At 71.7% G+C, this 23,509-nt stretch carries 17 protein-coding genes; 5 read left to right on the top strand and 12 right to left on the bottom strand.

All coding sequences use genetic code 11. From position 1 onward, the window contains the following. Position 1 precedes the first annotated feature (1 nt). From glmS to OG370_RS14690, 10 genes are all read right to left on the bottom strand, one after another. Positions 2–1,816: a glutamine--fructose-6-phosphate transaminase (isomerizing) gene (gene glmS / locus OG370_RS14735; protein ID WP_328464363.1), complete on the bottom strand. Its 1,815-nt coding sequence runs from the start codon at positions 1,814–1,816 to the stop codon at positions 2–4. Positions 1,817–1,892: 76 nt separating this feature from the next. After that, the gene (locus OG370_RS14730; protein WP_328464361.1) at positions 1,893–2,168 is read right to left on the bottom strand and encodes a hypothetical protein; all 276 of its coding nucleotides are present in this window, start codon (positions 2,166–2,168) and stop codon (positions 1,893–1,895) included. Positions 2,169–2,236: 68 nt separating this feature from the next. Next, entirely contained in the window at positions 2,237–4,183 is a 1,947-nt protein-coding gene (locus OG370_RS14725; protein ID WP_328464359.1) for an IucA/IucC family protein, read from the bottom strand. After that, positions 4,180–4,728 (bottom strand): GNAT family N-acetyltransferase, encoded by a 549-nt coding sequence (locus OG370_RS14720; protein WP_328464357.1) that lies wholly within the window; start codon positions 4,726–4,728, stop codon positions 4,180–4,182. The genes OG370_RS14725 and OG370_RS14720 overlap by 4 nt, the downstream gene beginning before the upstream one ends. Further along, the gene (locus OG370_RS14715; RefSeq protein ID WP_328464355.1) at positions 4,725–6,053 is read right to left on the bottom strand and encodes a lysine N(6)-hydroxylase/L-ornithine N(5)-oxygenase family protein; all 1,329 of its coding nucleotides are present in this window, start codon (positions 6,051–6,053) and stop codon (positions 4,725–4,727) included. The genes OG370_RS14720 and OG370_RS14715 overlap by 4 nt, the downstream gene beginning before the upstream one ends. Continuing rightward, complete coding sequence (locus OG370_RS14710; RefSeq protein WP_328464353.1) at positions 6,037–7,500, bottom strand: pyridoxal phosphate-dependent decarboxylase family protein; 1,464 nt, start codon at positions 7,498–7,500, stop codon at positions 6,037–6,039. Before OG370_RS14710 ends, OG370_RS14715 begins: the two co-directional genes overlap by 17 nt. A 109-nt stretch (positions 7,501–7,609) precedes the next feature. Continuing rightward, a complete protein-coding gene (locus tag OG370_RS14705) occupies positions 7,610–8,776 on the bottom strand; it encodes an acyl-CoA dehydrogenase family protein (RefSeq protein ID WP_328464351.1) in 1,167 nt (388 codons plus the stop codon). 2 nt (positions 8,777–8,778) lie between these two features. Then, complete coding sequence (locus OG370_RS14700; RefSeq protein WP_328474099.1) at positions 8,779–9,711, bottom strand: hydroxymethylglutaryl-CoA lyase; 933 nt, start codon at positions 9,709–9,711, stop codon at positions 8,779–8,781. A gap of 128 nt (positions 9,712–9,839) precedes the next feature. Next, on the bottom strand, positions 9,840–11,849 hold the full coding sequence (locus tag OG370_RS14695) for an acetyl/propionyl/methylcrotonyl-CoA carboxylase subunit alpha (protein WP_328474097.1): 2,010 nt from the start codon (positions 11,847–11,849) through the stop codon (positions 9,840–9,842). Between the two features lie 41 nt (positions 11,850–11,890). Continuing rightward, entirely contained in the window at positions 11,891–13,519 is a 1,629-nt protein-coding gene (locus OG370_RS14690) for a carboxyl transferase domain-containing protein (protein WP_328464349.1), read from the bottom strand. An 84-nt stretch (positions 13,520–13,603) separates the two neighbouring features. Here OG370_RS14690 and OG370_RS14685 point away from each other — a divergent pair, with 84 nt between their 5' ends. The 3 genes from OG370_RS14685 to OG370_RS14675 are packed head-to-tail and all read left to right on the top strand — an operon-like array spanning position 13,604 to position 16,305. Then, positions 13,604–14,233, top strand: a complete 630-nt coding sequence (locus OG370_RS14685) for an SACE_7040 family transcriptional regulator (RefSeq protein WP_328464348.1) — start codon at positions 13,604–13,606, stop codon at positions 14,231–14,233. A gap of 33 nt (positions 14,234–14,266) precedes the next feature. After that, complete coding sequence (locus tag OG370_RS14680) at positions 14,267–15,424, top strand: acyl-CoA dehydrogenase family protein (RefSeq protein ID WP_328464347.1); 1,158 nt, start codon at positions 14,267–14,269, stop codon at positions 15,422–15,424. Further along, entirely contained in the window at positions 15,421–16,305 is an 885-nt protein-coding gene (locus OG370_RS14675; protein ID WP_328464346.1) for an acyl-CoA thioesterase, read from the top strand. The genes OG370_RS14680 and OG370_RS14675 overlap by 4 nt, the downstream gene beginning before the upstream one ends. A gap of 104 nt (positions 16,306–16,409) precedes the next feature. Here OG370_RS14675 and OG370_RS14670 read toward each other — a convergent pair whose 3' ends face one another. After that, complete coding sequence (locus OG370_RS14670) at positions 16,410–17,294, bottom strand: phosphatase (RefSeq protein ID WP_328464345.1); 885 nt, start codon at positions 17,292–17,294, stop codon at positions 16,410–16,412. A gap of 186 nt (positions 17,295–17,480) precedes the next feature. Here OG370_RS14670 and speB point away from each other — a divergent pair, with 186 nt between their 5' ends. Next, positions 17,481–18,440 (top strand): agmatinase, encoded by a 960-nt coding sequence (speB, locus tag OG370_RS14665; RefSeq protein ID WP_328464344.1) that lies wholly within the window; start codon positions 17,481–17,483, stop codon positions 18,438–18,440. 161 nt (positions 18,441–18,601) lie between these two features. Further along, a complete protein-coding gene (locus tag OG370_RS14660) occupies positions 18,602–22,501 on the top strand; it encodes an ABC transporter ATP-binding protein (RefSeq protein ID WP_328464343.1) in 3,900 nt (1,299 codons plus the stop codon). A 58-nt stretch (positions 22,502–22,559) separates the two neighbouring features. Here the strand turns inward: OG370_RS14660 and OG370_RS14655 are convergent, their stop codons facing one another. Continuing rightward, positions 22,560–23,462 carry a LysR family transcriptional regulator gene (locus OG370_RS14655; RefSeq protein WP_328464342.1) on the bottom strand — a complete coding sequence of 301 codons (903 nt, stop codon included), beginning with the start codon at positions 23,460–23,462 and terminating at the stop codon, positions 22,560–22,562. Positions 23,463–23,509 lie beyond the last annotated feature (47 nt).

Below are 23,509 nucleotides of genomic sequence, written 5' to 3'. Positions count from 1 at the left end.
CTCACTCCACGGTGACCGACTTCGCCAGGTTGCGCGGCTTGTCGATGTCCCGGCCGAGCGCGAGAGCGGTGTGGTACGCGAAGAGCTGCAGCGGGATGCCCATCAGGATCGGGTCCAGCTCGTCCTCGTTCTTCGGCACGATGATCGTGTGGTCGGCCTTCTCCTGCTCCTGGTGGGCCACGGCCAGGATGCGGCCGCTGCGGGCCTTGATCTCCTCCAGCGCGGCCCGGTTCTTCTCCAGCAGGTCGTCGTCGGGCACGATCGCCACCGTCGGCATCGCCGGCTCCACGAGCGCCAGCGGGCCGTGCTTCAACTCGGAGGCCGGGTACGCCTCGGCGTGGATGTAGCTGACCTCCTTCAGCTTCAGCGACGCTTCCCGGGCCACCGGGTAGCCCCGCACCCGGCCGATGAACAGCATCGACTTCGCGTCCGCGAAGTGCAGCGCCAGCCGCTTGATCTCCGGCTCGGCCTTGAGGATCTCGTCGATCTGGCCGGGCAGCCGCCGCAGCCCCTCGATGATCCGCCGGCCGTCGGCGACCGACAGGTCCCTGATCCGGCCCAGGTGCAGCGCGAGCAGCGCGAAGGCCACCACCGTGTTGGTGAAGCACTTCGTGGACACCACGCACACCTCGGGCCCGGCGTGCACGTAGGTGCCGCCGTCCGCCTCCCGGGCGATCGCCGAACCCACCACGTTGACCACGCCGAGCACCCGCGCGCCCTTGCGCTTCAGCTCCTGCACGGCCGCCAGCACGTCGTACGTCTCGCCGGACTGCGACACCGCCACGTACAGCGTGTCCGGGTCGACCACCGGGTTGCGGTAGCGGAACTCCGAGGCGGGCTCGGCGTCCGCGGGGATACGGGCCAGCTCCTCGATGAGCTGCGCGCCGATCTGGCCCGCGTGGTAGCTGGTGCCGCAGCCGAGGATCTTGATCCGCCGCACCCCGCGCGCCTCGCGCGGGTCCAGGTTGAGGCCGCCCAGGTGCACCGTGGCGAACTTGTCGTCGATCCGCCCGCGCAGCACCCGGTCCACCGCCTCGGCCTGCTCGGCGATCTCCTTGTGCATGTAGGTGTCGTGGCCGCCCATGTCGTACGACTCGGCCTCCCACTCCACGGTGGTCGGCGTGGCGGTGGTCCGGGAGCCCTCGGTGGTGTACGTGCGGAAGTCGTCGGCCTTGAGGGTGGCCATCTCGCCGTCCGCGAGCGTGACGACCTGGCGGGTGTGGGCGACGAGCGCGGCCACGTCGGAGGCGACGAACATCTCCTTCTCGCCGATGCCGAGCACCACCGGGGAGCCGTTGCGGGCCACCACGATCCGGTCCGGGAAGTCGCGGTGCAGCACCGCGAGGCCGTAGGTGCCCTCGACCGCGCGGAGCGCCTCGCTGACGCGCTGCTCCAGCGTGTCGGCCTGCGAGCGGGCGATGAGGTGGACGAGCACCTCGGTGTCGGTCTCCGAGCTGAAGACGGTGCCCTCGGCGGTGAGCCGGGCGCGCAGCTCCGAGGCGTTGTCGATGATGCCGTTGTGCACGATGGCGACGGCGTTGTCCGCGTCCAGGTGCGGGTGCGCGTTGGCGTCGCTGGGCGCGCCGTGGGTGGCCCAGCGGGTGTGCGCGATGCCGGTGGTGCCGGCGAAGCGCTTGGGCACGCGCGCCTCCAGGTCGCGCACCCGGCCCTTGGCCTTGACGGTCCGCAGCTCGCCGGACCTGCCGGTGATCACGATGCCGGCCGAGTCGTAGCCTCGGTACTCCAGCCGCTGCAGGCCCTCCAGCAGCAGTGGTGCCACGTCACGCCTGCCGATGTAGCCGACAATTCCGCACATATGCCGTCCCTCTCGGTCGTACCTGTCGGGGGTGCCCGGTGCGCCCCTGAGCGCCCGGTCGGGTGGGGGTGCCCGGTCAGCCGTAGACGATCCGGCGCAGCTGGCGCTGGGAGAGCGCGGCCGGGGCGACCGCCCGGTGCGGCAGCTCCTCGCCGATCCGCTCGAAGATCTCCGTGTTGACCAGCCCCTTCGCCTGGAGCTCGCGGTGCCTGCGGCGGACGTACTCCTCGGTCGTCTCGTCGAAGTAGGCCAGGACGTCCAGCACCACCCGGGACGCCTCGCCGCGGTGCAGCGACGTGGTGCGGACCAGGTGGTCGATGAGGTCTTCGTAGGACGTCCGGTGTTCGGGCACCCGTTGATACTCATCAGATCATCCCTGCTTTGCAAGAATCCTGCCCGTTTTCGGGCACCCTTGCGCGATTAGTGGGGGCCGAACGGGTGAGCGGCGAGCGGATTGTCCAGGATTCCGACGAACTGGAGTGCCGCCGAGGGATCGGCGAGGTCGACCATGCTGCGGTTGTTCCGGAGCTGGAGCCGGTTCAGGCAGGACCGGACGAAGCTCGGCGCGAACAGGTCGTGGCGGCGGAAGCGCCCGGCCAACTCGGGGTGGGCCCGCTGGTAGTCCGCGACGCACTCGGCGACCGTCCGCCAGAAGGGGTCCTGGTCCAGTACCCGGCCGGTGTGCAGGATCGCGGACAGGAAGCGGAGGAAGCAGTCGAAGACGTCCGTGAACACGCACAGCGCCTGCTCGTCGTCCGGGATGTCGGCGCGGACCCGCCGCACCTCCGGCGGCAGATCCGCCTCCGGGTCCATCACCACGATCTCCTCGGCGATGTCCTTGAAGACCACCCGCTCCACCCGGCCGTCGGCGTCGAGCACGAGGATGACGTTCTCGCCGTGCGGCATGAAGGCCAGGCGGTGGGCGTACAGGCAGTGCACGACCGGCACCAGGTACGCGTCCAGGTAGCCGCGCAGCCAGCGCTCGGGCGGCTCGCCGGAGCGGGCGATCAGCGCGGCGGCGAAGGAGCCGCCGTCGGGATCGACGTGCAGCAGCGAGGCCATCGTCGCCGCCGACCGCCCCGGGCCCAGCCCGGGCACCGGGCTCTCCCGCCACAGCGCGGCCAGCATCTTGCGGTACGGCGAGCCCGGCTCGGTGGCGGCCTCGTACGGCAGCGGGTGGTAGCCGACGGCGGCGCGCTCGCGCAGGATCGAGAAGCGGGCGGCGGTCAGGGTCGGGTCGGCGGCGACCAGGTCGGCGACCCAGTCGTTGATCGCGGGGGTGCCGGCCATGTACGCGGCGGACAGGCCGCGCAGGAACCCCATGTTGAGGACGGATAGCGCGGTCTTCACGTAGTGGCGTTCGGGGTGGTCGGCGTTGAAGAAGGTGCGGACCGACTGCTGGGCGAGGTGCGTGTCGTCGCCCGGGCCGAGGTGGACGAGGTGCCGCTGGGCGACCTCGCCGGCGAAGGTGGTGGCGAGGCGGTGCTCCCACTGCCAGGGGTGGGCGGGGATCAGGAGGTAGTCGGCGGGGTCGAGGTCGAGGTCGCGGAGGGTCCGCGCGAAACGCTCCCGGGTGGAGGCGTCCAGCTCGCCCGCGATCAGGTCGTCGTAGCTGAGGCCGGCGCCCACGCTGAAGTGGGCGCGGTCGCGGTGGGCGGCGAGCCAGGTCAGCCGGACGGGGGTGGCGGCCTCCGGGGTGTACATGGCCAGGTCGTGGGCGCCGAAGCCGATGCGGCCGCTGTTGGCCACGAAGCAGGGGTGCCCTTCGAGCATGGCGGCTTCGACGGTCTGGAAGGGGGCGCGGCTGAGGGCGGCGGCGCTGGGAGTGGCGAGGGTGGCGGGGCTGCCGGGTGCGTCAGGGGTGCCGTCCGCGCCAGGGGTGCCAGGGCCGGCGGTCGTGCCGTCGCCGGTGTGCTTGCCGTACTTGTACGCGAGCGACGCGAGGGTGGAGGTGATCTCCTCCAGGTACAGCGGCAGGACGTCGTCGCCGAGTGCGAGGGAGGTGCGGAACTCCGCGAAGAAGGCGAGCGCGTCCAGCGGCAGGTCCCCGCCGATCGGGTCCGGGGCGGCCGGGCTCTCGGCGCTCTCGCGGGTCCGGGTGAGGGAGGCCGGGTCGAGGTGCCAGTGGTCGAGCGCCAGCCGGTCGGCGCGGAAACGGTACGCCGTGCCGCCGTCGTCGCTGCGGACCACGTACCACCCGCTGCCGCGCTCCTCGTCGCGGGCCGGCGTCAGCAGCTTCTCGTGGGCGAACTCCGCGAGCGCCTTGCGGACCAGGTGGCGGGTCGCGCGCGCCCACAGTTCCGGGTTCAGGTGGGCGGTGGCCGGGTCCAGGGCCGGGTCCAGGCCCGAGCGGACGGTGGTCGTCATCGCACCCGCCCCCCGTCGAGCGCCGCTTCGTACCCCGCGCGGGTGCAGATGCTCAGCAGCGCCTCCTTCTCCGGCTTGCGTATCCGGCGTATCACCTCGAAGCCGACCGTCTTGTTGAGCGCGTGGACCGCGGTGTTGCGGACGTCCGGCTCGACCACGACGCGGCGTACCGAGGGGTCGGCGAACAGTTCGCCCATCACCGCGGCGATGACCGCCCGGGTGAAGCCGTGCACGGGCCGGTCGGCCGGCGCGACCAGGAAGTGCATCCCGACGTCGCCGGGCTCGGCGTCGTACAGCCCGGGCAGTTCCACCCGCGCGGGGTCGTACCGCTCCAGCAGGCAGACGGGTTCGCCGTCGTACGACCCGATGAACGCGTCCTGGTACGGCGCCTGCGCGATGTCCGCGTAGGCGCGCTCGACGTCGTACCGGCTCGCGTCGGCCATCAGCCAGAACGACGCCTTGGGGTGGGTGACCCAGGTGTGCAGCAGGCCGGCGTCGGCGGGCGGGTCGACCGGGCGGAAGGTGAAGCGGGCGGGGGCGGTCATACGGTGAACTCCTGGAAGGCGATGGCCGTTTCCACCCGGTACGGCTCCTCGCCGTCGAGCAGGTGGCGGATGATGCGGGAGTTGCGGTAGGCGGCCATGCCGAGGTCGGGGGCGGCGAAACCGTGGGTGTGCAACTCGGCGTTCTGGACGTAGATGCCGCGGCCGGTGACGTCGATCGCGTAGTCCCGGTTGACGTCGTAACGGCCCTGGTCGTCCCAGCGGATGCGGTCGCGGACCGGGTCGAGGAACTCCGGCACCTGGTAGCGGTAGCCGGTGGCCAGCACCAGGCCCTCGGTGGTGAGGGTGTGCGTGCGGTCCTGCTCGTGCTGGCGCAGCCCGAGGGTGTACGTGCCGGTGGCCGGGTCGTGATCGGCGCTGTCCAGCGAGGTGTTGGTGAGCAGGCGGGTGGGGACCTTGCCGCGGCGGCTCTTGGCGTAGAGCAGGTCGAAGATCGCGTTGATCAGGTCGGAGTCGATGCCCTTGTACAGGCTCTTCTGCGTGCTGTTGAGCGAGTCGCGGACCGGGGCGGGCAGCGCGTGGAAGTAGTCGATGTACTCCGGTGAGGTCATCTCCAGGGTGAGCTTGGTGTATTCGAGCGGGAAGAAGCGGGGGGAGCGGGTCACCCAGGTGAGGTGGTAGCCGAGGGCGTCGATGTCCTGGAGCAGGTCGTGATAGATCTCGGCGGCGCTCTGCCCGCTGCCGACGATGGTGATGCTCCGCTTCTCCTGGAGCCCGGGCTTCGCCGCCAGGTAGCGGGAGTTGTGCAGGAGATCGCCGCCGAGGCTGTCCACCGCGGAGGGCAGGTGGGGCGGGGTGCCGGTGCCCAGCACCAGGCGGGGCGCGTGGTACGTCTCGCCGTTCGCCGTCCGCACCTCGTATTCCGCGTGGCGCTCGTCGTAGACCACCTCGGTCACGGTGCGTTCGAAGCGCACCGAGGACAGGCGGGCGGCGGCCCACCGGCAGTAGTCGTTGAACTCCTCGCGCAGCGGGTGGAAGTTCTCGCGGATGTAGAAGGGGTACAGCCGGCCGGACTGCTTGAGGTAGTTGAGGAAGCTGAACGGCGAGGTGGGGTCGGCGAGGGTCACCAGGTCGGACATGAACGGGGTCTGGAGGCTGCTGCCCTCCAGGAACATGCCGGAGTGCCAGTCGAAGTCGGGCTTGCTCTCCAGGAACACGCCGCGGGGGTGGGGGAGCGGGGCGGTGAGGCAGGCGAGGCCGAGGTTGAAGGGGCCGAGGCCGATGCCGATGAAGTCGAGCGCGTCGCCGGAGCCGGCCGATTCCGCAGCCGTGGCTGCGGCGTTGCGGGGGTCACGAGGCGTGGACAAGCGTCTCTCCCGTGGTCGTGGTGGCGAGGTAGCGGTCGGCGTGCCCGGCGAGCAGGTCGAGGACCGCGGTGATGTCGGCGAGCGTGGTGTTCGGGTTGAGCAGGGTGAACTTCAGGTAGTGGCTGCCGCGGACCTTCGTGGCGGCGACCACGGCCTGGCCGGCGGCGGACACCGCCTGGCGGGCGTGCAGGTTGGCGCGGTCGATGTCGGACGGGGTCGCGATGCCGGACGGCAGCCAGCGGAAGACCAGGGTGGACAGTGCGGGGCGGACGACGACCTCGAAACGGGGGTCGGCGTCCAGCGCCGTCCAGGCCCCGTCGGCCAGATCCAGCACCTCGTCGAAGAGCGCGCCCACCCCGTCGGTGCCCATCACCCGCAGCGTCATCCACAGCTTGAGCGCATCGAAACGGCGGGTGGTCTGGAGCGACTTGTCCACCTGGTTGGGGATGCGCTCGGCCGCCGCTCGGCGCGGGTTGAGGTAGTCGGAGTGGTAGGTGGCGTGCCGCAGCGTGCCCCGGTCGCGCACCAGCACGGCACTCGAACTGACTGGCTGGAAAAAGGACTTGTGATAGTCGACGGTCACGGAATCGGCGGCCTCGATGCCGTCGAGCAGGTGCCGGCGGGTGGTGGAGGCGAGCAGCCCGCAGCCGTAGGCGGCGTCCACATGCAGCCAGACGCCGTGCCGGGCGCAGAGCGCGGCGAGGGCGGGGAGCGGGTCGATGGAGCCGAAGTCGGTGGTGCCGGCGGTGGCCACCACGGCCATCGGGACGAGCCCGTCGCGGGCGCACTGCTCCAACTCCCGTGCGAGCGCCGCGGCTTGCATCCGCCGGTCGCGGTCGCAGGGCAGCGTGATGACCGCGTCCGCGGACAGGCCGAGGAGCTTCGCGGACTTGCGGACGCTGAAGTGGCCGCACTCGGAGGTCAGGATGCGCAGCCGGGCCGGATCGGCGCCGTGGGTGACTGCCTCCTCCCGGGCCAGCAGCAGTGCCTGGAGGTTGGACTGGGTGCCGCCGCTGGTGAACACCCCGTCGGCGGCCGGGCCGAGGCCGATCCGGGCCGCCGTCCAGTCGATCAGCCGGCGCTCGATCAGGGTGGCGCCGGCGCTCTGATCCCAGGTGTCCAGCGAGGAGTTGACCGCGCTGAGCACGGCCTCGGCGGCGATCGCGGGGATCGCCACCGGGCAGTTGAGATGGGCGAGATAGCGGGGATGGTGGAAGTAGACGGCGTCGCGCAGATAGACCGACTCCAGTTCCTCCAGGGCGGCGGCGGTGTCGCCGAGGGGCTGGTCGAGGTCGACGGCGTCGACCCGGGGAGCGAGGGCGTCGGGGCTGATGCCGGTGAACGGCCGGTCGGTCGCGGCCAGCGTGGCCGCCACCCGCTCGACTCCCTCGGCGACGGAGCGCCGGTACTGCTCCGTCGTGGTGTCACTGAGCAGGTGTGAGCGCATGGGTGGACCTCTCACTGGGGGGATGAGTTAGGTTAGCCTAACCTAACTCACCGGCCCCGGTGGGCCCACCCCAGCACTTCTGCCCCTTTCGCCGGCTACCTGTGCCGCGTTATTCGGACAATCCCAACTCCCGTGCGATCAGCATCCGCTGGACCTCGCTGGTGCCCTCGCCGATCTCCAGGATTTTGGCATCCCGCCACATCCGGGCCACCGGATACTCGTTCATGAAGCCGTACCCGCCGTGGATCTGGGTGGCCTCGCGGGCGTTGGTCACCGCGATCTCCGAGCTGTAGAGCTTCGCCAGCGCCGCCTCCTTCTTGAACTTCTCCCCGCTCACCAGCCGCGACGCCGCGTCCCGCCAGGCCAGCCGCGCGGTGTGGGCCCGCATCTCCATGTCCGCGAGCTTGAACTGGATCGCCTGGTTCGCGCCGATCGGCCGCCCGAACGCCTTCCGCTGCCGCGCATAGGCCAGTGACTCGTCCAGGCACCCCTGCGCCAACCCGGTGGCCAGCGCGGAGATCGCGATCCGCCCCTCGTCCAGAATCCGCAGGAACTGGGCGTACCCCCGGCCCTCCGCACCCAGCAGGTTCGCCGCCGGCACCCGGCAGTCCGCGAACGACAACTCCCGGGTGTCCGAGGCATTCCACCCGACCTTGCTGTACTTCTTCGACACCGTGAACCCCGGGGTGCCGGACGGCACGATGATCGAGGAGATCCGCGGCCGGCCGTCCTCCTTGCGACCGGTCACCGCGGTCACCGTGACCAGGCCGGTGATGTCGGTGCCGGAGTTGGTGATGAAGCACTTCGTGCCGTTGATCACCCACTCGCCGCTCGACTCGTCCAGCCGCGCGGTGGTCCTGGTGCCGCCCGCGTCCGAACCGCACTCCGGCTCGGTCAGCCCGAAAGCACCCAGCATCTCGCCCGAGCACAGCCGCGGCAGCCAGGTCCGCTTCTGCTCCTCCGTACCGAACCGGAACACCGGCATCGCGCCCAGCGACACCCCCGCCTCCAGGGTGATCGCCACCGATGAGTCGACCCGTGCCAACTCCTCCAGCACCAGCCCCAGCGCGAAGTAGTCCCCGCCCATCCCGCCGTACTCCTCTGGGAACGGCAGCCCGAACAGGCCCATCCGCCCCATCTCCCGCACGATCTCGTACGGGAACTCCTCCCGCTCGTAGAAGTCGCCGATCTTCGGTGCGATCACATCGCGGGCGAACTCCGCCACGGTCGCCCGCAGCGACTCGTGCTCCTCGGACAGACGGTGGTCGATCGACATGGCTACGGCTCCCGGTGGGTGAGGGCGCGGACGGTACGGGACGGGCTCGGCCGTCCCAACTGCTCCGCCATCCAGACGCTTGTGGCGCTGAGGCGGTCGAGGTCGACCCCGGTCCTGATGCCGAGTCCGTGCAGCATCCAGACGAGGTCTTCGGTGGCGAGGTTTCCGGTGGCGCTCTTGGCGTAGGGGCAGCCGCCCAGGCCGCCGGCCGACGCGTCGACGACGCCGACGCCCCGCTGGAGTGCGGCCAGCGTGTTCGACAGGGCCTGGCCGTAGGTGTCGTGGAAGTGCACCGCGAGGTGTCCGATCGGGACCCCGCCGGCGGTCAACTCGTCCAGCAGCGCCACCACATGGCCCGGCGTCGCCACCCCGATGGTGTCGCCGAGGCTCAACTCGGTGCAGCCCAGTTCGTACAGCCGCCTGGCCACCCCGGCCACCTGCCCGACCGGTACCGGGCCCTCCCAGGGGTCGCCGAAGCACATCGACAGATAGCCGCGCACCCTTACTCCCTCGGCCCGGGCCCGCGCCACCACCGGCTCGAACATCGCCAGCGACTCCGCCACCGTCCGGTTCAGGTTCGCCCGGGCGAAGGACTCGGTGGCGCTGCCGAACACCGCGATCTCCCGCACGCCCAGCTCCAGCGCCCGCTCGAGACCCCGTGCGTTCGGCACCAGCACCGGCAGCCGCAGCTCCGGGTCCCGGGCCAGGTCGGCCAGGAGCGGCATCAGCTCGGCCGCGTCCGCCAACTGCGGCACCCACTTGGGGTGGACGAAGCTGGTCGCCTCGATCGTGGTCAGCCCCGCTTCCGCCAGCCGGTGCACGAACCGCGCCTTCACCTCCGTCGGCACCGTCGACTTCTCGTTCTGCAGGCCGTCACGGGCGCCGACTTCATGGATGCGGACGTACTCCGGCAGTCCCGGCATCGGCACCGCCATCGGCAGGCCCGCGGGCAGCCCCTCCGTGCGGCTGCTCGTGCCGGCTTCGGGGCTGCTGCCGCTGCTTCCGTCAGTCCTGCCGGCACCGCCGGTCCCGGTGCCGCGCACCGCCGATCCGTCTCCGGCCGTCATGACGCCTCCCCGGAGCCGAGGGCCGAGCCGTCCGGGTCGTCGTCCGGCGCCACCACCGCCAGCACCTGGTCCATCGCCACCGTGGTGCCCGCGGTGACGTCGATCTCCGTCACCGTGCCGTCATGCGGCGCGGCGATCACGTGTTCCATCTTCATGGCCTCCACCACCAGCAGACTCTGCCCCGCCACAACCTGCTCGCCCTTGGCGACCTTCACCACCGTGACCGTGCCCGGCATCGGCGCGGTCAGCGCACCACCCCCGGCGCCCGCCGCCGCACCCCGCAGCGCCGCCGCCACCGGGTCGTACGACTGCACTCGCCAACTGTCGCCGTCCCGGCCGAGCCACTCGCCCGCCCGGTCGAAAGCCGACGCCCTGTCCTCCCGATACAGCACCACCCGCGAGCCGGTCACATCGATGCGTGCCCGCACCGGCGGACCGTCGCCGATCCGCACCCGGCCGTCGCGCACTCCCACCCGCACCGGCTCCCGGCCCGGCACCCGCAGATGGTGCACCGTCCAGGCCGGCTCCCCGCCCAGCCGCCAGCCGCTCGGCACCGAGAACGGGTCGACCCACCCGCCGTCCTCCGCCGGCGCTGCCAACTCGCGCTGCCGCAGCAGCGCCGCCGTCTCGTACACCTCGTCCGGCACCCCGTCCGGCAGCAGCCCGGCCGCGTCCCGGTCGATCAGCCCGGTGTCCAACTCGCCCGCCACCACGGCCGGATGCGCGAGCAGCCGCCGCAGGAACCCGGTGTTCGTCTCCAGGCCCAGCACCACCGTGCCGGCCAGCGCCGCCCGCAGCCTGCGCAGCGCAGTCGCCCGGTCCGGGCCGTGCGCGATCACCTTGGCGAGCATCGGGTCATAGGCGGTGCCGACCTCGGTGCCCGCCGCCAGCCCGGAGTCCACCCGCACCCCGGGCCCGGCCGGGTCACGCAACTCCAGCACGGTGCCCGCCGACGGCAGGAAGTCCACCGTGCCGTCGCCCGGCCGGGCCGTCTCCGCGCAGATCCGCGCCTCGATCGCGTGCCCCGTCAGCGTCACGTCCTCCTGGCCGAAGTCCAGCGGTTCCCCGCAGGCCACCCGCAGTTGCCACTCCACCAGGTCCAGCCCGGTCACCAACTCCGTCACCGGGTGCTCCACCTGGAGCCGGGTGTTCATCTCCATGAAGTAGTACGCGGCCGGGTCCGCGCCGGGCACGATGAACTCCACCGTGCCCGCGCCGGTGTACCCGCACGAACGCGCCGCCTGCACCGCCGCCTCGCCCATCGCCGCCCGGGTGGCCGGGTCCAGCAGCACCGACGGCGCCTCCTCGATCACCTTCTGGTGCCGGCGCTGCAACGAGCACTCCCGCTCGCCGAGGTGCACCACATTGCCGTGCGCGTCGGCCAGCACCTGGATCTCGATATGGCGCGGCCGGTCGATCCACCGCTCCACCAGCAGCGTGTCGTCCCCGAACGAACCGCGCGCCTCCCGGCGGGCCGCCGCGATCTCCTCGGGCAGCCGCGCCGCGTCCCGTACCAGCCGCATGCCCTTGCCACCGCCGCCCGCGGACGGCTTGAGCAGTACCGGCATGCCGATCTCCCGTGCCGCCCAGGCCAGTTCGCCGTCGGTCAACCCGCTGCCGCTGCTGCCGGGCACCACCGGCACCCCGGCGGCCTGCACGGTCTGCTTGGCCCGGATCTTGTCGCCCATCAGCTCGATCGCGTCGGCCGGCGGCCCGATGAAGACCAGCCCGGCCTGTGCGCAGGCCCGGGCGAAGCCCGCGTTCTCGGCGAGGAATCCGTATCCGGGGTGGACGGCCTGCGCGCCGGCCGCGCCCGCCGCCCGCACCAGCTCGGACGCCGACAGGTAACTGTCCACCCGCACCGCGGTGTCGGCCTCCCGCACATGCCGGGCGCCGGCGTCCGCCTCGGTGAACACGGCCGCCGACCGCACTCCTGACTCCCGCAGGGTGCGCATCACCCGCACCGCGATCTCTCCCCGGTTGGCCACCAGCACGGTGTCGAACATCGCCGGCCGGCTCAGGGTGGTGTTGCTGCTCATCTCGGCCCTCACATCCGGAAGACGCCGTAGCCCGGCGCGGTCGGATCGGCTTCGGGCAGTGGCGCGTTGGCACAGGCGGTGAGCGCCAGACCCAGTACGGTGCGGGTCTCCAGCGGATCGATCACTCCGTCGTCCCACAGCCGGGCCGTCGCGTAGTAGGCGTTGCCCTGGGTTTCGTACTGCTCGCGGATCGGAGCCTTGAACTCCTCCTCCGCCTGCTCGCTCCACTTCTCGCCGGCTGCCGCCAACTGGTCCCGCTTCACCGTAGCCAGCACCGAGGCGGCCTGCTCGCCGCCCATCACGGAGATCTTGGCGTTGGGCCACATCCACAGGAAGCGGGGGCTGTAGGCCCGGCCGCACATGGAGTAGTTCCCGGCGCCGTAGGAGCCGCCGATCACCACCGTCAGCTTCGGCACCCGCGCGCACGCCACCGCCGTCACCATCTTCGCGCCGTGTTTGGCGATGCCGCCCGCTTCGTACTGCCGGCCCACCATGAAGCCCGAGACGTTCTGGAGGAAGAGCAGCGGGATGCCGCGCTGGTCGCACAGTTCGATGAAGTGCGCGCCCTTGAGGGCGGATTCGGCGAACAGGATGCCGTTGTTCGCCACGATGCCGACCGGATGGCCCTGGAGGTGGGCGAATCCGGTGACCAGCGTGGTGCCGTACTCCGCCTTGAACTCCGCGAAGCGGCTGCCGTCGACCAGTCGTGCGATCACCTCCCGCACGTCGTACGGCGTACGGGAGTCCGCCGGCACTGCTCCGTACAGCCCCGCCGGGTCCACCGCGGGTGGTTCCGCAGGCCGCACCGTCCACGGCGGCGCGCCCCGGGCCGGCAGGGTGGCCACGATGTCGCGGACGATGCTCAACGCGTGCGCGTCGTCCTCGGCGAGATGGTCGGTGACACCGGACGTCCGGGAGTGCACCTCGCCGCCGCCGAGTTCCTCCGCGGTGACCACCTCTCCGGTGGCGGCCTTCACCAGGGGTGGGCCGCCGAGGAAGATCGTGCCCTGATTCCGCACGATGACGGCCTCGTCGCTCATCGCCGGGACGTAGGCACCGCCGGCGGTGCACGAACCCATCACCGCGGCGATCTGCGGGATGCCGCGGGCCGACATGGTGGCCTGGTTGTAGAAGATCCGGCCGAAGTGGTCGCGGTCGGGGAAGACCTCGTCCTGCCGGGGGAGGAAGGCGCCGCCGGAGTCCACCAGGTAGACGCAGGGCAAGCGGTTGTCGAGCGCGACCTCCTGGGCCCGCAGGTGCTTCTTGACCGTCATCGGGTAATAGGTGCCGCCCTTGACGGTGGCGTCGTTGGCCACCACCACGACCTCGCGGCCCGAGACCCGGCCGATGCCGGCGATCACCCCCGCCGCGGGGGCCTGGCCGTCGTACATACCGTCGGCGGCGAGCGGAGCCAGTTCGAGGAAGGGGGAGCCGGGGTCGAGCAGTCCGTCCACGCGGTCCCGCGGCAGCAGTTTTCCCCGGGAGGTGTGCCGTGCGCGCGCCTTCTCCCCGCCGCCGAGCCGCGCGGCGGCAAGCTTGTCACGCAGGGTCGCCGTGAGTGCGGTGTGCGCCTGCGCGTTGGCGCGAAATGCCTCCGATGCCGGATCTGCGGCACTGGACAGGGCGGGTGCTGCCATGGGTCGGCCCCCCGGGTGTTAGCGAGCGTTAACCTGATGACTCCACGTTAACGCTCGCTAACGGGATTGTCTAGACTCGATTTCATGAGTCCGACCAAGGCTGTGGAAAACCGGCGCGAGCAGATCCTCCGAGAGGCCGCGCGGCTCTTCGCCGAGCGCGGGTTCCACGGAGTCGGCGTGGACGAGATAGGGGCCGCGGTCGGCATCAGCGGCCCCGGGCTGTACCGGCACTTCGCCGGGAAGGACGCGATGCTCGCCGAGTTGCTGGTCGGGATCAGCGGGCGCTTGCTGGCCGCGGGCCGGATGCGGGTCGCGGAGACCACGGAGCCCGCCGAGACGCTGGATGCGCTGATCCGCGGCCACATCGACTTCGCCATCGACGACCGGCCGCTCATCACCCTGCACGACCGAGAGCTGGACCGGCTGCGCGAATCCGACCGCAAACTCGTCCGCCAGCTCCAGCGGCAGTATGTGGAGGAATGGGTGGCGGTGGTCCGCCGGGTGTACCCCGGCGCCACCGAACTGGAGGCCCGGGCCGCTGTCCACGCCGTGTTCGGCCTGCTCAACTCCACGCCCCACCTCGGCGCGCAGTCCGGCCTGCCCGACCGCGCCGGGATGGCCGCTCTTCTGCACCGCCTCGCGCTCAGCGCGCTGGACGCCCTCGGCGGCGGTCCTGCCCTGGACAGCGGTGACGACCGGCGGGTAACTTTCTGAGCGCTTGCTTAATTCTCGGATGGGAGGCGCGCTGTGCGTCGTACGGTGTTCAACGAGGACCACGAGGCGTTCCGCGAGACGATACGCGCCTTCATCGAGGCCGAGGTCGTCCCCGTCTACGACGAGTGGCTGGCGGCCGGGCAGGTACCGCGGGAGTTCTACTACAAGCTCGGCGAGCTCGGTGTGTTCGGCATCGAGGTGCCCGAGGAGTTCGGCGGCGCGGGCGAGCGCAGCTTCAAGTTCCAGGCCGTGATCGGCGAGGAGCTGGCCCGCGCCGGCGTCAGCTTCGGCGGCAGCAGCGTGCACGTCGGCCTCTGCCTGCCGTACGTGATGGCGTACGGCGCCCAGGAGCAGAAGAAGCGCTGGCTGCCCGGCTTCGTCAGCGGCGAGACGATGTTCGCCATCGCGATGACCGAGCCCGGCACCGGCTCCGACCTGGCCGGCATGAAGACCACCGCGAAACTCGCCGACGACCGCAGCCACTACGTCCTCAACGGCGCGAAGACCTTCATCACCGGCGGCGTCCACGCCGACCGCGTGATCGTCTGTGCCCGTACCGCCCCGCCCACTCCCGAGGACCGCCGCGCCGGCATCTCGCTCTTCGTCGTCGACACCAAGTCCGACGGCTACGCGGTCGGCCGCAAGCTGGACAAGCTCGGCCTGAAGACCTCCGACACCGCGGAGCTTTCCTTCACCGACGTCCGTGTGCCGGTGGAGGACCTGCTGGGCGAGGAGGGCAAGGGCTTCTCCTACCTCGGTCAGAACCTGCCGCAGGAGCGACTCGCCATCGCGGCCGGCGCCCACGCCCAAGCCGCGGCCGCGATCCGCTTCGCGCAGGCGTACGTCCAGGACCGCACCGTCTTCGGCAAGACCGTCGCGTCCTTCCAGAACACCAAGTTCGAACTCGCCGCCTGCAAGGCCGAGGTCGACGCTGCCGAAGCCGTCGTGGACCGCGCGCTCGAAGCCCACGACCGGCGCGAACTGTCCGCCGCCGACGCCGCCTCGGCCAAGCTCTTCTGCACCGAGGTCGCCGCCCGTGTCATCGACCGCTGCCTCCAGCTGCACGGCGGATACGGTTACATGAACGAGTACCCGATCGCCCGCCTCTACGCGGACAACCGGGTCAACCGGATCTATGGCGGGACCAGTGAGGTCATGAAGTCGATCATCGCCAAGTCGATGGGCCTGTGAACGAGAAACCGACACCCCTGCAGTCCCTGCTCGACCTCCTGGACCTGGAGCGGATCGAGCAGGACATCTTCCGCGGCTTCAGCCGCTCGGCCGTGGTGCCGCGCGTCTTCGGCGGGCAGGTCGCGGCGCAGGCCCTGGTCGCCGCGGGCCGCACCGTGCCCGAGGAGCGCGCCGCACACTCGCTGCACGCGTACTTCCTGCGGCCAGGCGACCCGGGCGCGCCGATCGTCTACCAGGTGGACCGGATTCGCGACGGCCGCTCCTTCACCACCCGGCGGGTCGTCGCGATCCAGCACGGCCAGCCGATCTTCCACCTGTCGGCGTCCTTCCAGATCCATGAGGACGGCCTGGAGCACCAGGAGGCGATGCCGTCGGCGCCCGACCCCGAGACGCTTCCCAGCGCCGACGAACTGCTGCCGGCCCACGCCGACAAGTTCCCCGATCCGACGGTCATCGACCGGCTGCTCGAAGCACGGGCCGCCGTCGACCTGCGCTATGTCGAGGACCCGCCCTTCCTCACCGCGGGCGTGCGCCGCGAACCGCGCTCCCAGGTGTGGTTCCGCACCCGTGGCAAGCTCGCCGACAACCCCTTGCTGCACGTCTGCCTGGCCACCTATGTGTCGGACATGACGCTGCTCGACTCGGTGCTCCTCGCGCACGGGCGCGGCGGCTGGGCGGTCGGCGACGTGGTGGGCGCCAGCCTCGACCACGCCATGTGGTTCCACCGCCCCTTCCGCGCGGACGAGTGGCTGCTGTACGACCAGCAGAGCCCGTCCGCCTCGGGCGGCCGCGGGCTGGGCACCGCGCGCATCTACACCCAGGACGGCGCGCTGGCCGTGTCGGTGATCCAGGAGGGCCTGGTCCGGGTGCCGCGGGACTGAGGTCGGCCCGCCCTGCAGAGGGTCCCGGTCGGCGATAGGGGGCGGGGTCGACGATCGGGGTCGGGGTCGGTGTTCGGGCTCCGACGATCCCTGGTCCCCGGTTCCTAGTCGCGGGTCTTGCGGGTTCTGGTCCTTCTGGTCCGGGGGTCCGGGCGGTGCCGGCCGCCACCACCCGGCCGGGGCGCCGCCGGGCGACGCCGCAGGTCGGCCGCGTCCAGCAGGTAGGAGGCCATCGGCGCGTAGAAATGCGGCTGCACGTTGTCGTCGAGCGGCACGCTCACCAGGACGCTGCCCTCTGACTCGCCGACGAACAGCGCCGGGTCGTTGGAGTCCGCGAAGCCGACCGTGTCGATACCGCGCGCCCCTGCGCAGCCCGCCCAGCCGTGGTCGGCCACCACCAGGTCGGGCAGCCCGCGCCCGTCGCGCTCCAGGGCGTTGAGCACCTCGGTCATCGGTTCCGGCGAGTGGGTGTGCACCAGGCCGCCACCCCGGTGCAGCATGAAGACACCGCCGAGGTAGCGGATCTCGCCGCCGTCCGCGTACAGGTTCTCCGCCGGTCCGACCACCTGGCAGCCGACCGCCCGCAAGGCCCCGGCAAGTACGTTGTGCACCGCGAACAATCCCGCGGGATGCCCGCTGGCCAGCAGGACCGTGGAGCGGTTCTCCGCCGCCTTCTTCAGCACCTCCGCCATACGGTCCAGGCCGTCGATGGTCAGCTCAGGGTCGATGGTGTCCTGCCCGTGCACGTGCTCGGGGTCGGCGACCACCCCGCAGCGCTCCGCCATCAACTCCAGCACCGCCGACTCCTCGGTCCACCGGTCACCGAGGTCCAACCCGAACCAGAAGTAGCGGTTGCCCTCGGCGAGCTCCCGGTAGTGGTCGAGGTTGTTCTCGCGCGTGGTCGCGACGTCTCCGGCTATCCGGGTGCGTATCAGGTGCGAGACGAGGGCCTGGCGGGTGGGGGTGGCAGGCAGCGGGTCCATGGGCATGGAGACATTCTCCCGCCCCCGCGTCCCGGTATGCGACGTGCCCCGGATCGACGCCGAGGCGTAATCACCGTCGCCGATTGGAGGAAACGTACATTTCGGGGGCCGACGGGGGACCGTAGGGTCGGCGGGCACCGGCCGTACCGAGAAGCGCCGTACCGAACCGCCACACCGAGAAGAGGCAGCCACATGAGCAGCGCCCAGCCGCGCGGCCCCGTCGACTCCTCGCGTGTCCCGCGCTACGCGGGCCCCGCGACCTTCGCCCGCCTGCCCCGGCTCGACGAGGTGGGCAGTGCGGACGTCGCGGTCGTCGGCGTGCCCTTCGACACCGGGGTGTCCTACCGCCCCGGCGCGCGGTTCGGCGGCAACGCCATCCGCGAGGCGTCCCGGCTGCTGCGCCCGTACAACCCGGCGCAGGACGCCGCCCCTTTCGCGCTTGCCCAGGTGGCCGACGCGGGCGACATCGCCGCCAACCCGTTCGACATCGGTGAGGCGGTCGAGACCATCCAGACCGCTGCCGACGACCTGCTGGCGACCGGCGCCCGCCTCATGACGCTCGGCGGCGACCACACCGTCGCTCTGCCGCTGCTGCGCGCGGTCGCCCGCCGGCACGGGCCGGTGGCCCTGCTCCACTTCGACGCGCACCTTGACACCTGGGACACGTACTTCGGCGCCGCGTACACCCACGGGACGCCGTTCCGCCGCGCGGTCGAGGAGGGCATCCTCGACACCTCGGCGCTCTCCCACGTCGGAACCCGCGGCCCGTTGTACGGCAGGAAGGACCTCGACGATGACGAGAAGATGGGCTTCGGCATCGTCACCTCCGCCGACGTGATGCGCCGCGGTGTCGACGAGGTCGCCCAGCAGCTGCGGGAGCGGATCGGCGACCGGCCGCTGTACATCTCGGTCGACATCGACGTCCTCGACCCCGCGCACGCCCCCGGCACAGGGACCCCGGAAGCCGGCGGCCTCACCTCACGCGAACTCCTGGAGATCCTGCGCGGCCTGTCCGGCTGCCATCTGGTGTCGGCCGACGTGGTGGAGGTCGCCCCGGCCTACGACCACGCGGAGATCACCTCGGTCGCCGCCTCCCACACCGCCTACGAGCTCACGACGATCATGGCCCGGCAGATCGCGGCGGCCCGCTGAGCCGTTCGAATCACTCGAAATGATTACGACCAAGGTCGCACTCATGTGCGACCTTGGTCGTTGGTTTTGTTGCGGGAGGATGAAACGCGCGGTGCGGCGCGTTGGGAGCGTCGGCAGGACAAGCGGCGGCGGGCCGCGGGACGAACGTGGTGGAGGACGGCGTGGCGAAGGCGAGACCGGGGGCAGCGGCTGAGGACGGCCCCGAGCAGGGCTGGCTCCGGAGGCTGAGCGGCTATGCCTGGCGGTACAAGCGCAGCGTGCTGCTGTCGCTCGGCGCGTCCCTCGCGGGCATGGGCGTCACCGCCCTGGTCCCGCTGGTCCCCAAGCTGATCATCGACGACGTCATCGTCAAGCACGACAGGCCGCTCGCGCCGTGGGCCATCGCCCTGGTGGTCGCCGCCGTCGTCGTCTACGTGCTGACGTACCTGCGGCGGTTCTACGGCGGGCGCCTCGCCCTCGACGTCCAGCACGACCTGCGGGACGAGATGTTCCGGTCGATCATGCGGCTCGACGGCCGCCGCCAGGACGAGCTGAGCACCGGGCAGGTCGTCGGCCGCGCCACCAGCGACCTCCAACTGATCCAGGGGCTGCTGTTCATGCTGCCCGTCATGATCGGCAACCTACTGCTCTTCCTGCTCTCCCTCGTGGTGATGCTCGTCCTCTCCCCGGTGCTGACCCTGGTCGCCCTGGCCGTCGCCCCCGCGCTGTGGTTCATCGCCGACCGCTCCCGCAAGCGGCTCTTCCCCGCCACCTGGTACGCCCAGGGCCAGGCGGCGGCAGTCGCCGGTGTCGTCGACGGGTCGGTCACCGGCGTGCGGGTGGTCAAGGGCTTCGGCCAGGAACAGCAGGAGATGGGCAAGCTGCAGAAGGTCAGCCGCCGCCTCTTCGCGGGCCGGCTGCGCACCGTCCGGCTCAGCGCCCGCTACACGCCGGCACTCCAGGCGGTCCCCTCGCTCGGCCAGATCGGCATGCTCGCGCTCGGCGGCTGGATGGCCACCCGCGGCCAGATCACCCTGGGCACCTTCGTCGCCTTCTCCACCTACCTCGCCCAGCTCACCGGCCCGGTCCGGATGCTCACCATGATGCTGACCGTCGGCCAGCAGGCCCGCGCCGGAGTCGAGCGCGTCCTCGAACTCATTGACACCCGCCCCACCCTCGACGAGGGCACCAAGACCCTCCCGCCGGGCGCCCCCGCCACCGTCGACTTCGACAACGTCTCCTTCGGCTACAGCGCCCAGCGCCCGGTCCTCGACGGCTTCGACCTGAGCATCGAGCCCGGGGAGACGGTCGCCGTCGTCGGTGCCTCCGGCTCCGGCAAGTCGACCGTCTCCCTGCTGCTGCCCCGGATGTACGACGTGACCGGCGGCGCCGTGCGGATCGGCGGTGTGGACGTCCGCGAGCTGACCTTCGAGTCGCTGCGCTCCGCGATCGGGCTGGTGCCCGAGGACAGCTTCCTGTTCTCCGACACCGTGCGGGCCAACATCGCCTACGGCAAGCCCGACGCCACAGATGAGGAGGTCCTTGCGGCCACCCGCGCCTCCCAGGCCCACGGCTTCATCACCGCTCTGCCAGATGGCTACGACACGGTCGTCGGCGAGCAGGGCCTGACCCTCTCCGGCGGCCAGCGGCAGCGCGTCGCCCTGGCCCGCGCGATCCTCACCGACCCGAGGCTGCTGCTCCTGGACGACGCCACGTCCGCGGTGGACGCCCGGGTCGAGGCGGAGATCTTCGACGCCCTGCGCCAGGTGATGCGCGGCCGTACGACGCTGCTGATCGCCCACCGCCGCTCCACCCTGGCCCTCGCCGACCGGATCGCCGTCCTGGACGCGGGGCGCCTGGCCGACCTGGGCACCCACGAGGAACTCCAGGCGCGCAGCCCCCTCTACCGCGCGCTGCTCACCGACCCCGAGGCGCTCGGCGCCGACGTGGTCGACCTCGACCCGGCCGGCGCCGCGGCGTCGCGGACCGTCGAGCGGTGTGGACACGAGATGGCCGCCGACGGCACCTGCGCCGACCCGGAGTGCCTGCTGCTGGCCGAGGAAGAGGCGGTGGCCGAGGCCGAATCGGTGCGGGACGCGGCCGCGGGCATCACTCCGGAGCTGTGGCCCGAGCACCTCCGGGTGGACGAGGACGACGATCCGTCCGGCGGCGGCACATCGGCGCCGGCGGCCGCGCGCAGGACCGCGGCGGGCCCGGGGGGAATGGCCGGCGCGCTCGCGGGGATGCCCGCCACCCCGGAACTCCTCGCCAAGGTCGCCGCCTTGGCGCCCGCCGTCGACACCCCCGACATCGACGAGGAGCGCGCTCGCTCCGCGGACCAGGCATTCGGGCTCGGCAGCATGCTCCGCGGGTTTCGCACCCCGCTGCTGCTCAGCCTGCTGCTCGTCGCGATCGACGCCATCGCCGGACTGCTGCTGCCGGTCCTGATCCGGCACGGCATCGACGCGGGCGTACGCCGACAGGCGCTGGACGCGGTCTGGGTGGCCTCCCTGCTCGGCCTGGCACTGGTCCTGCTGCAGTGGGTGGTGGAGTGGGGCTCGACCCTGCTCACCGGCCGCACCGGCGAACGCGTCCTGTACACCCTGCGCGTGAAGATCTTCGCCCACCTGCACCGGCTCGGACTGGACTTCTACGAGCGGGAGTTGTCCGGCCGCATCATGACCCGGATGACCACGGACGTGGACGCCCTCTCCACGTTCCTGCAGACCGGTCTGGTCACGGCGCTGGTCAGCGTGCTGACCTTCGTCGGCATCCTGGTGGCACTGCTCGCCATCGACGTGCAGCTCGCCCTGCTGGTCTTCGCCACCCTGCCCCTGCTGGTGATCGCCACCTGGGTCTTCCGCCGCAAGTCCGTGCGCGCGTACGAGTCCGCCCGCGAGCGGATCGCCGTCGTCAACGCCGACCTGCAGGAACACGTGGCCGGTCTGCGCGTGGTCCAGGCGTTCCGCGGTGAGCAGCACGGCGCCCGGCGCTTCCTCGGCCGCAGCGACGAATACCGCACGGCCCGGGTCCGCGGCCAGTTCCTGATCTCGGTGTACTTCCCGTTCGTGCAGCTGCTGTCCAGCGTGGCGGCGGCGCTGGTGCTGATCGTCGGCGCCCACCGGGTCAACGCGGGCACCCTGACCGCGGGCGCCCTGGTCGCCTACCTGCTCTACATCGACCTGTTCTTCTCCCCGGTGCAGCAGCTCTCCCAGGTCTTCGACGGCTTCCAGCAGGCCACGGTCTCGCTCGGCCGCATCCGTGAACTGCTGCGCCGGCCCACCACCACACCGCAGGCCCGGGACCCGCGGCCGGTGCACCGCCTGCGCGGCGAGATCACCTTCCAGGACGTCTTCTTCCGCTACGGCGGCGCCGACGCCGAAGGAACCGACGCCCTGGCCGGTATCGACCTGCGGGTGCCCGCCGGCCAGACCGTCGCCTTCGTCGGCGAGACCGGCGCGGGCAAGTCCACGCTGGTCAAACTCGCCGCTCGCTACTACGACCCGACCGGCGGTGCCGTCCTCGTCGATGGCACCGACATCCGCGAGTTCGATCTGACCGGCTATCGGCAGCAGTTGGGCGTCGTCCCCCAGGAGCCGTACCTGTTCGCGGGCACCATCCGCGACGCCATCGCCTACGGGCGGATGGACGCGACCGACGCCGAGGTGGAGGCCGCCGCCCGCGCGGTGGGCGCCGACGGGATGATCGCCTCTCTCGAAGGCGGTTACCTCCACCACGTCGCCGAACGCGGCCGGAACCTGTCCGCGGGCCAGCGCCAGCTCATCGCCCTGGCCCGCGCCGAACTCGTCGACCCCGCCGTCCTGCTGCTCGACGAGGCCACCGCGGCACTTGACCTCGCCACCGAGGCCCTGGTCAACCAGGCCGCCGACCGGTTGTCCGTCCGCCGCACCACCCTCGTGGTCGCGCACCGGCTCAGCACCGCGGCCCGGGCCGACCGGGTCGTGGTGCTCGACCACGGCCGTGTCGTCGAGGACGGTACCCACGAGGAACTCCTCGCCCGCGACGGTCGGTACGCCGGGCTCTGGCGCACTTTCACCGGGGAGGTCCGTTCGGCGGCCTGACCTCCGCCGCCGCGAATCCGTCACCCGGCCCGTCACCCGGCCCGGGTGACGGGCCGGGCTACGCGGCCTCCCGCCAGTGCGCCCGGAGTGTGTCGACGGCGGCCGTGATCGACGGCCGCCGCGCCGCGCCCTTCCGCCACAGCGCGTACAACCGCCGCACCGGCGCGGGCTCCAGCCGCAGCACCCGCACCCCCTCGGGCAGCGGCCCCCGGCCCAGCCGAGGCACCAGCGCGATGCCCAACCCGGCCGCAACCAGTGCGACCTGCGTGCCGTACTCACCGACCTGGTACGCCATGTCCGGTTCGGTACCGGACTCCCGCAGCGTCCGCACCAGCCAGTCGTGGCACACCGAGCCCGGCGGCTGGCAGATCCACCGCTCCCGCGCGATGTCCGTCCGCAGCACCGACCCCCTTGCCGCCAAAGGGTGTTCGGCGGGCACCAGCACATCGCACCGGTCGTCACCGATGACCGCTCGCCCCAGTCCGTCCGGTACGGGCAGCGGCGCGATGTCCCAGTCGTGCGCCACCGCCAGGTCCACCGCGCCCCGCAGCACCAGATCGACCGACAGGTGAGCGTCCACCTCCACCAGCCGCAGATCCAGCACCGGGTGCGCGGCGGCCAACTCGGCCAGCACCGGCGGCAGCAGCCCACAGGCCGCGGTCGGGAACGCCGCCACCGTCAGCCGCCCGCTCGGCCGGCCGCGCTGCTCCTCCAGCGCGACCTCGGCCGACTCCACCACCCGCATCAACTCCTGCGCCGCGGCCACCAGCAGCCGCGCCGCATCAGTCAGCGCCACCCCGCGGCCCTGCCGCTCCAGCAATACCGACCCGGCCTCGCGCTCCAGCTTCGCGATCTGCTGGGACACCGCCGACGGTGTGTACCCCAGCGCCGCGGCCGCAGCACCGATCGAGCCGTGCGTGTGCACCGCGTGCAGCGCCCTCAACCGTCCAAGATCGAGCACGCCCGCGTTCTCCCTTCCCTCTCCTGGCCGACGCCCGTCCGGGCCGG

It is taken from the genome of Streptomyces sp. NBC_00448 (assembly GCF_036014115.1).
In the GTDB taxonomy this organism is placed as follows: Bacteria; Actinomycetota; Actinomycetes; order Streptomycetales; family Streptomycetaceae; genus Actinacidiphila.
This window is presented reverse-complemented; position numbering and strand designations above follow the sequence as displayed.

Bases quoted from the DNA above. Each gene is read 5' to 3' on its own strand.
- OG370_RS14705 (WP_328464351.1), bottom strand. From the start codon at position 8,776: ATGTCGATCGACCACCGTCTGTCCGAGGAGCACGAGTCGCTGCGGGCG.
- OG370_RS14685 (WP_328464348.1), top strand. From the start codon at position 13,604: ATGAGTCCGACCAAGGCTGTGGAAAACCGGCGCGAGCAGATCCTCCGA.
- speB (WP_328464344.1), top strand. From the start codon at position 17,481: ATGAGCAGCGCCCAGCCGCGCGGCCCCGTCGACTCCTCGCGTGTCCCG.
- OG370_RS14710 (WP_328464353.1), bottom strand. From the start codon at position 7,500: ATGCGCTCACACCTGCTCAGTGACACCACGACGGAGCAGTACCGGCGC.
- OG370_RS14690 (WP_328464349.1), bottom strand. From the start codon at position 13,519: ATGGCAGCACCCGCCCTGTCCAGTGCCGCAGATCCGGCATCGGAGGCA.
- OG370_RS14720 (WP_328464357.1), bottom strand. From the start codon at position 4,728: ATGACCGCCCCCGCCCGCTTCACCTTCCGCCCGGTCGACCCGCCCGCC.
- glmS (WP_328464363.1), bottom strand. From the start codon at position 1,816: ATGTGCGGAATTGTCGGCTACATCGGCAGGCGTGACGTGGCACCACTG.
- OG370_RS14725 (WP_328464359.1), bottom strand. From the start codon at position 4,183: ATGACGACCACCGTCCGCTCGGGCCTGGACCCGGCCCTGGACCCGGCC.
- OG370_RS14695 (WP_328474097.1), bottom strand. From the start codon at position 11,849: ATGTTCGACACCGTGCTGGTGGCCAACCGGGGAGAGATCGCGGTGCGG.
- OG370_RS14700 (WP_328474099.1), bottom strand. From the start codon at position 9,711: ATGGCGGTGCCGATGCCGGGACTGCCGGAGTACGTCCGCATCCATGAA.
- OG370_RS14670 (WP_328464345.1), bottom strand. From the start codon at position 17,294: ATGCCCATGGACCCGCTGCCTGCCACCCCCACCCGCCAGGCCCTCGTC.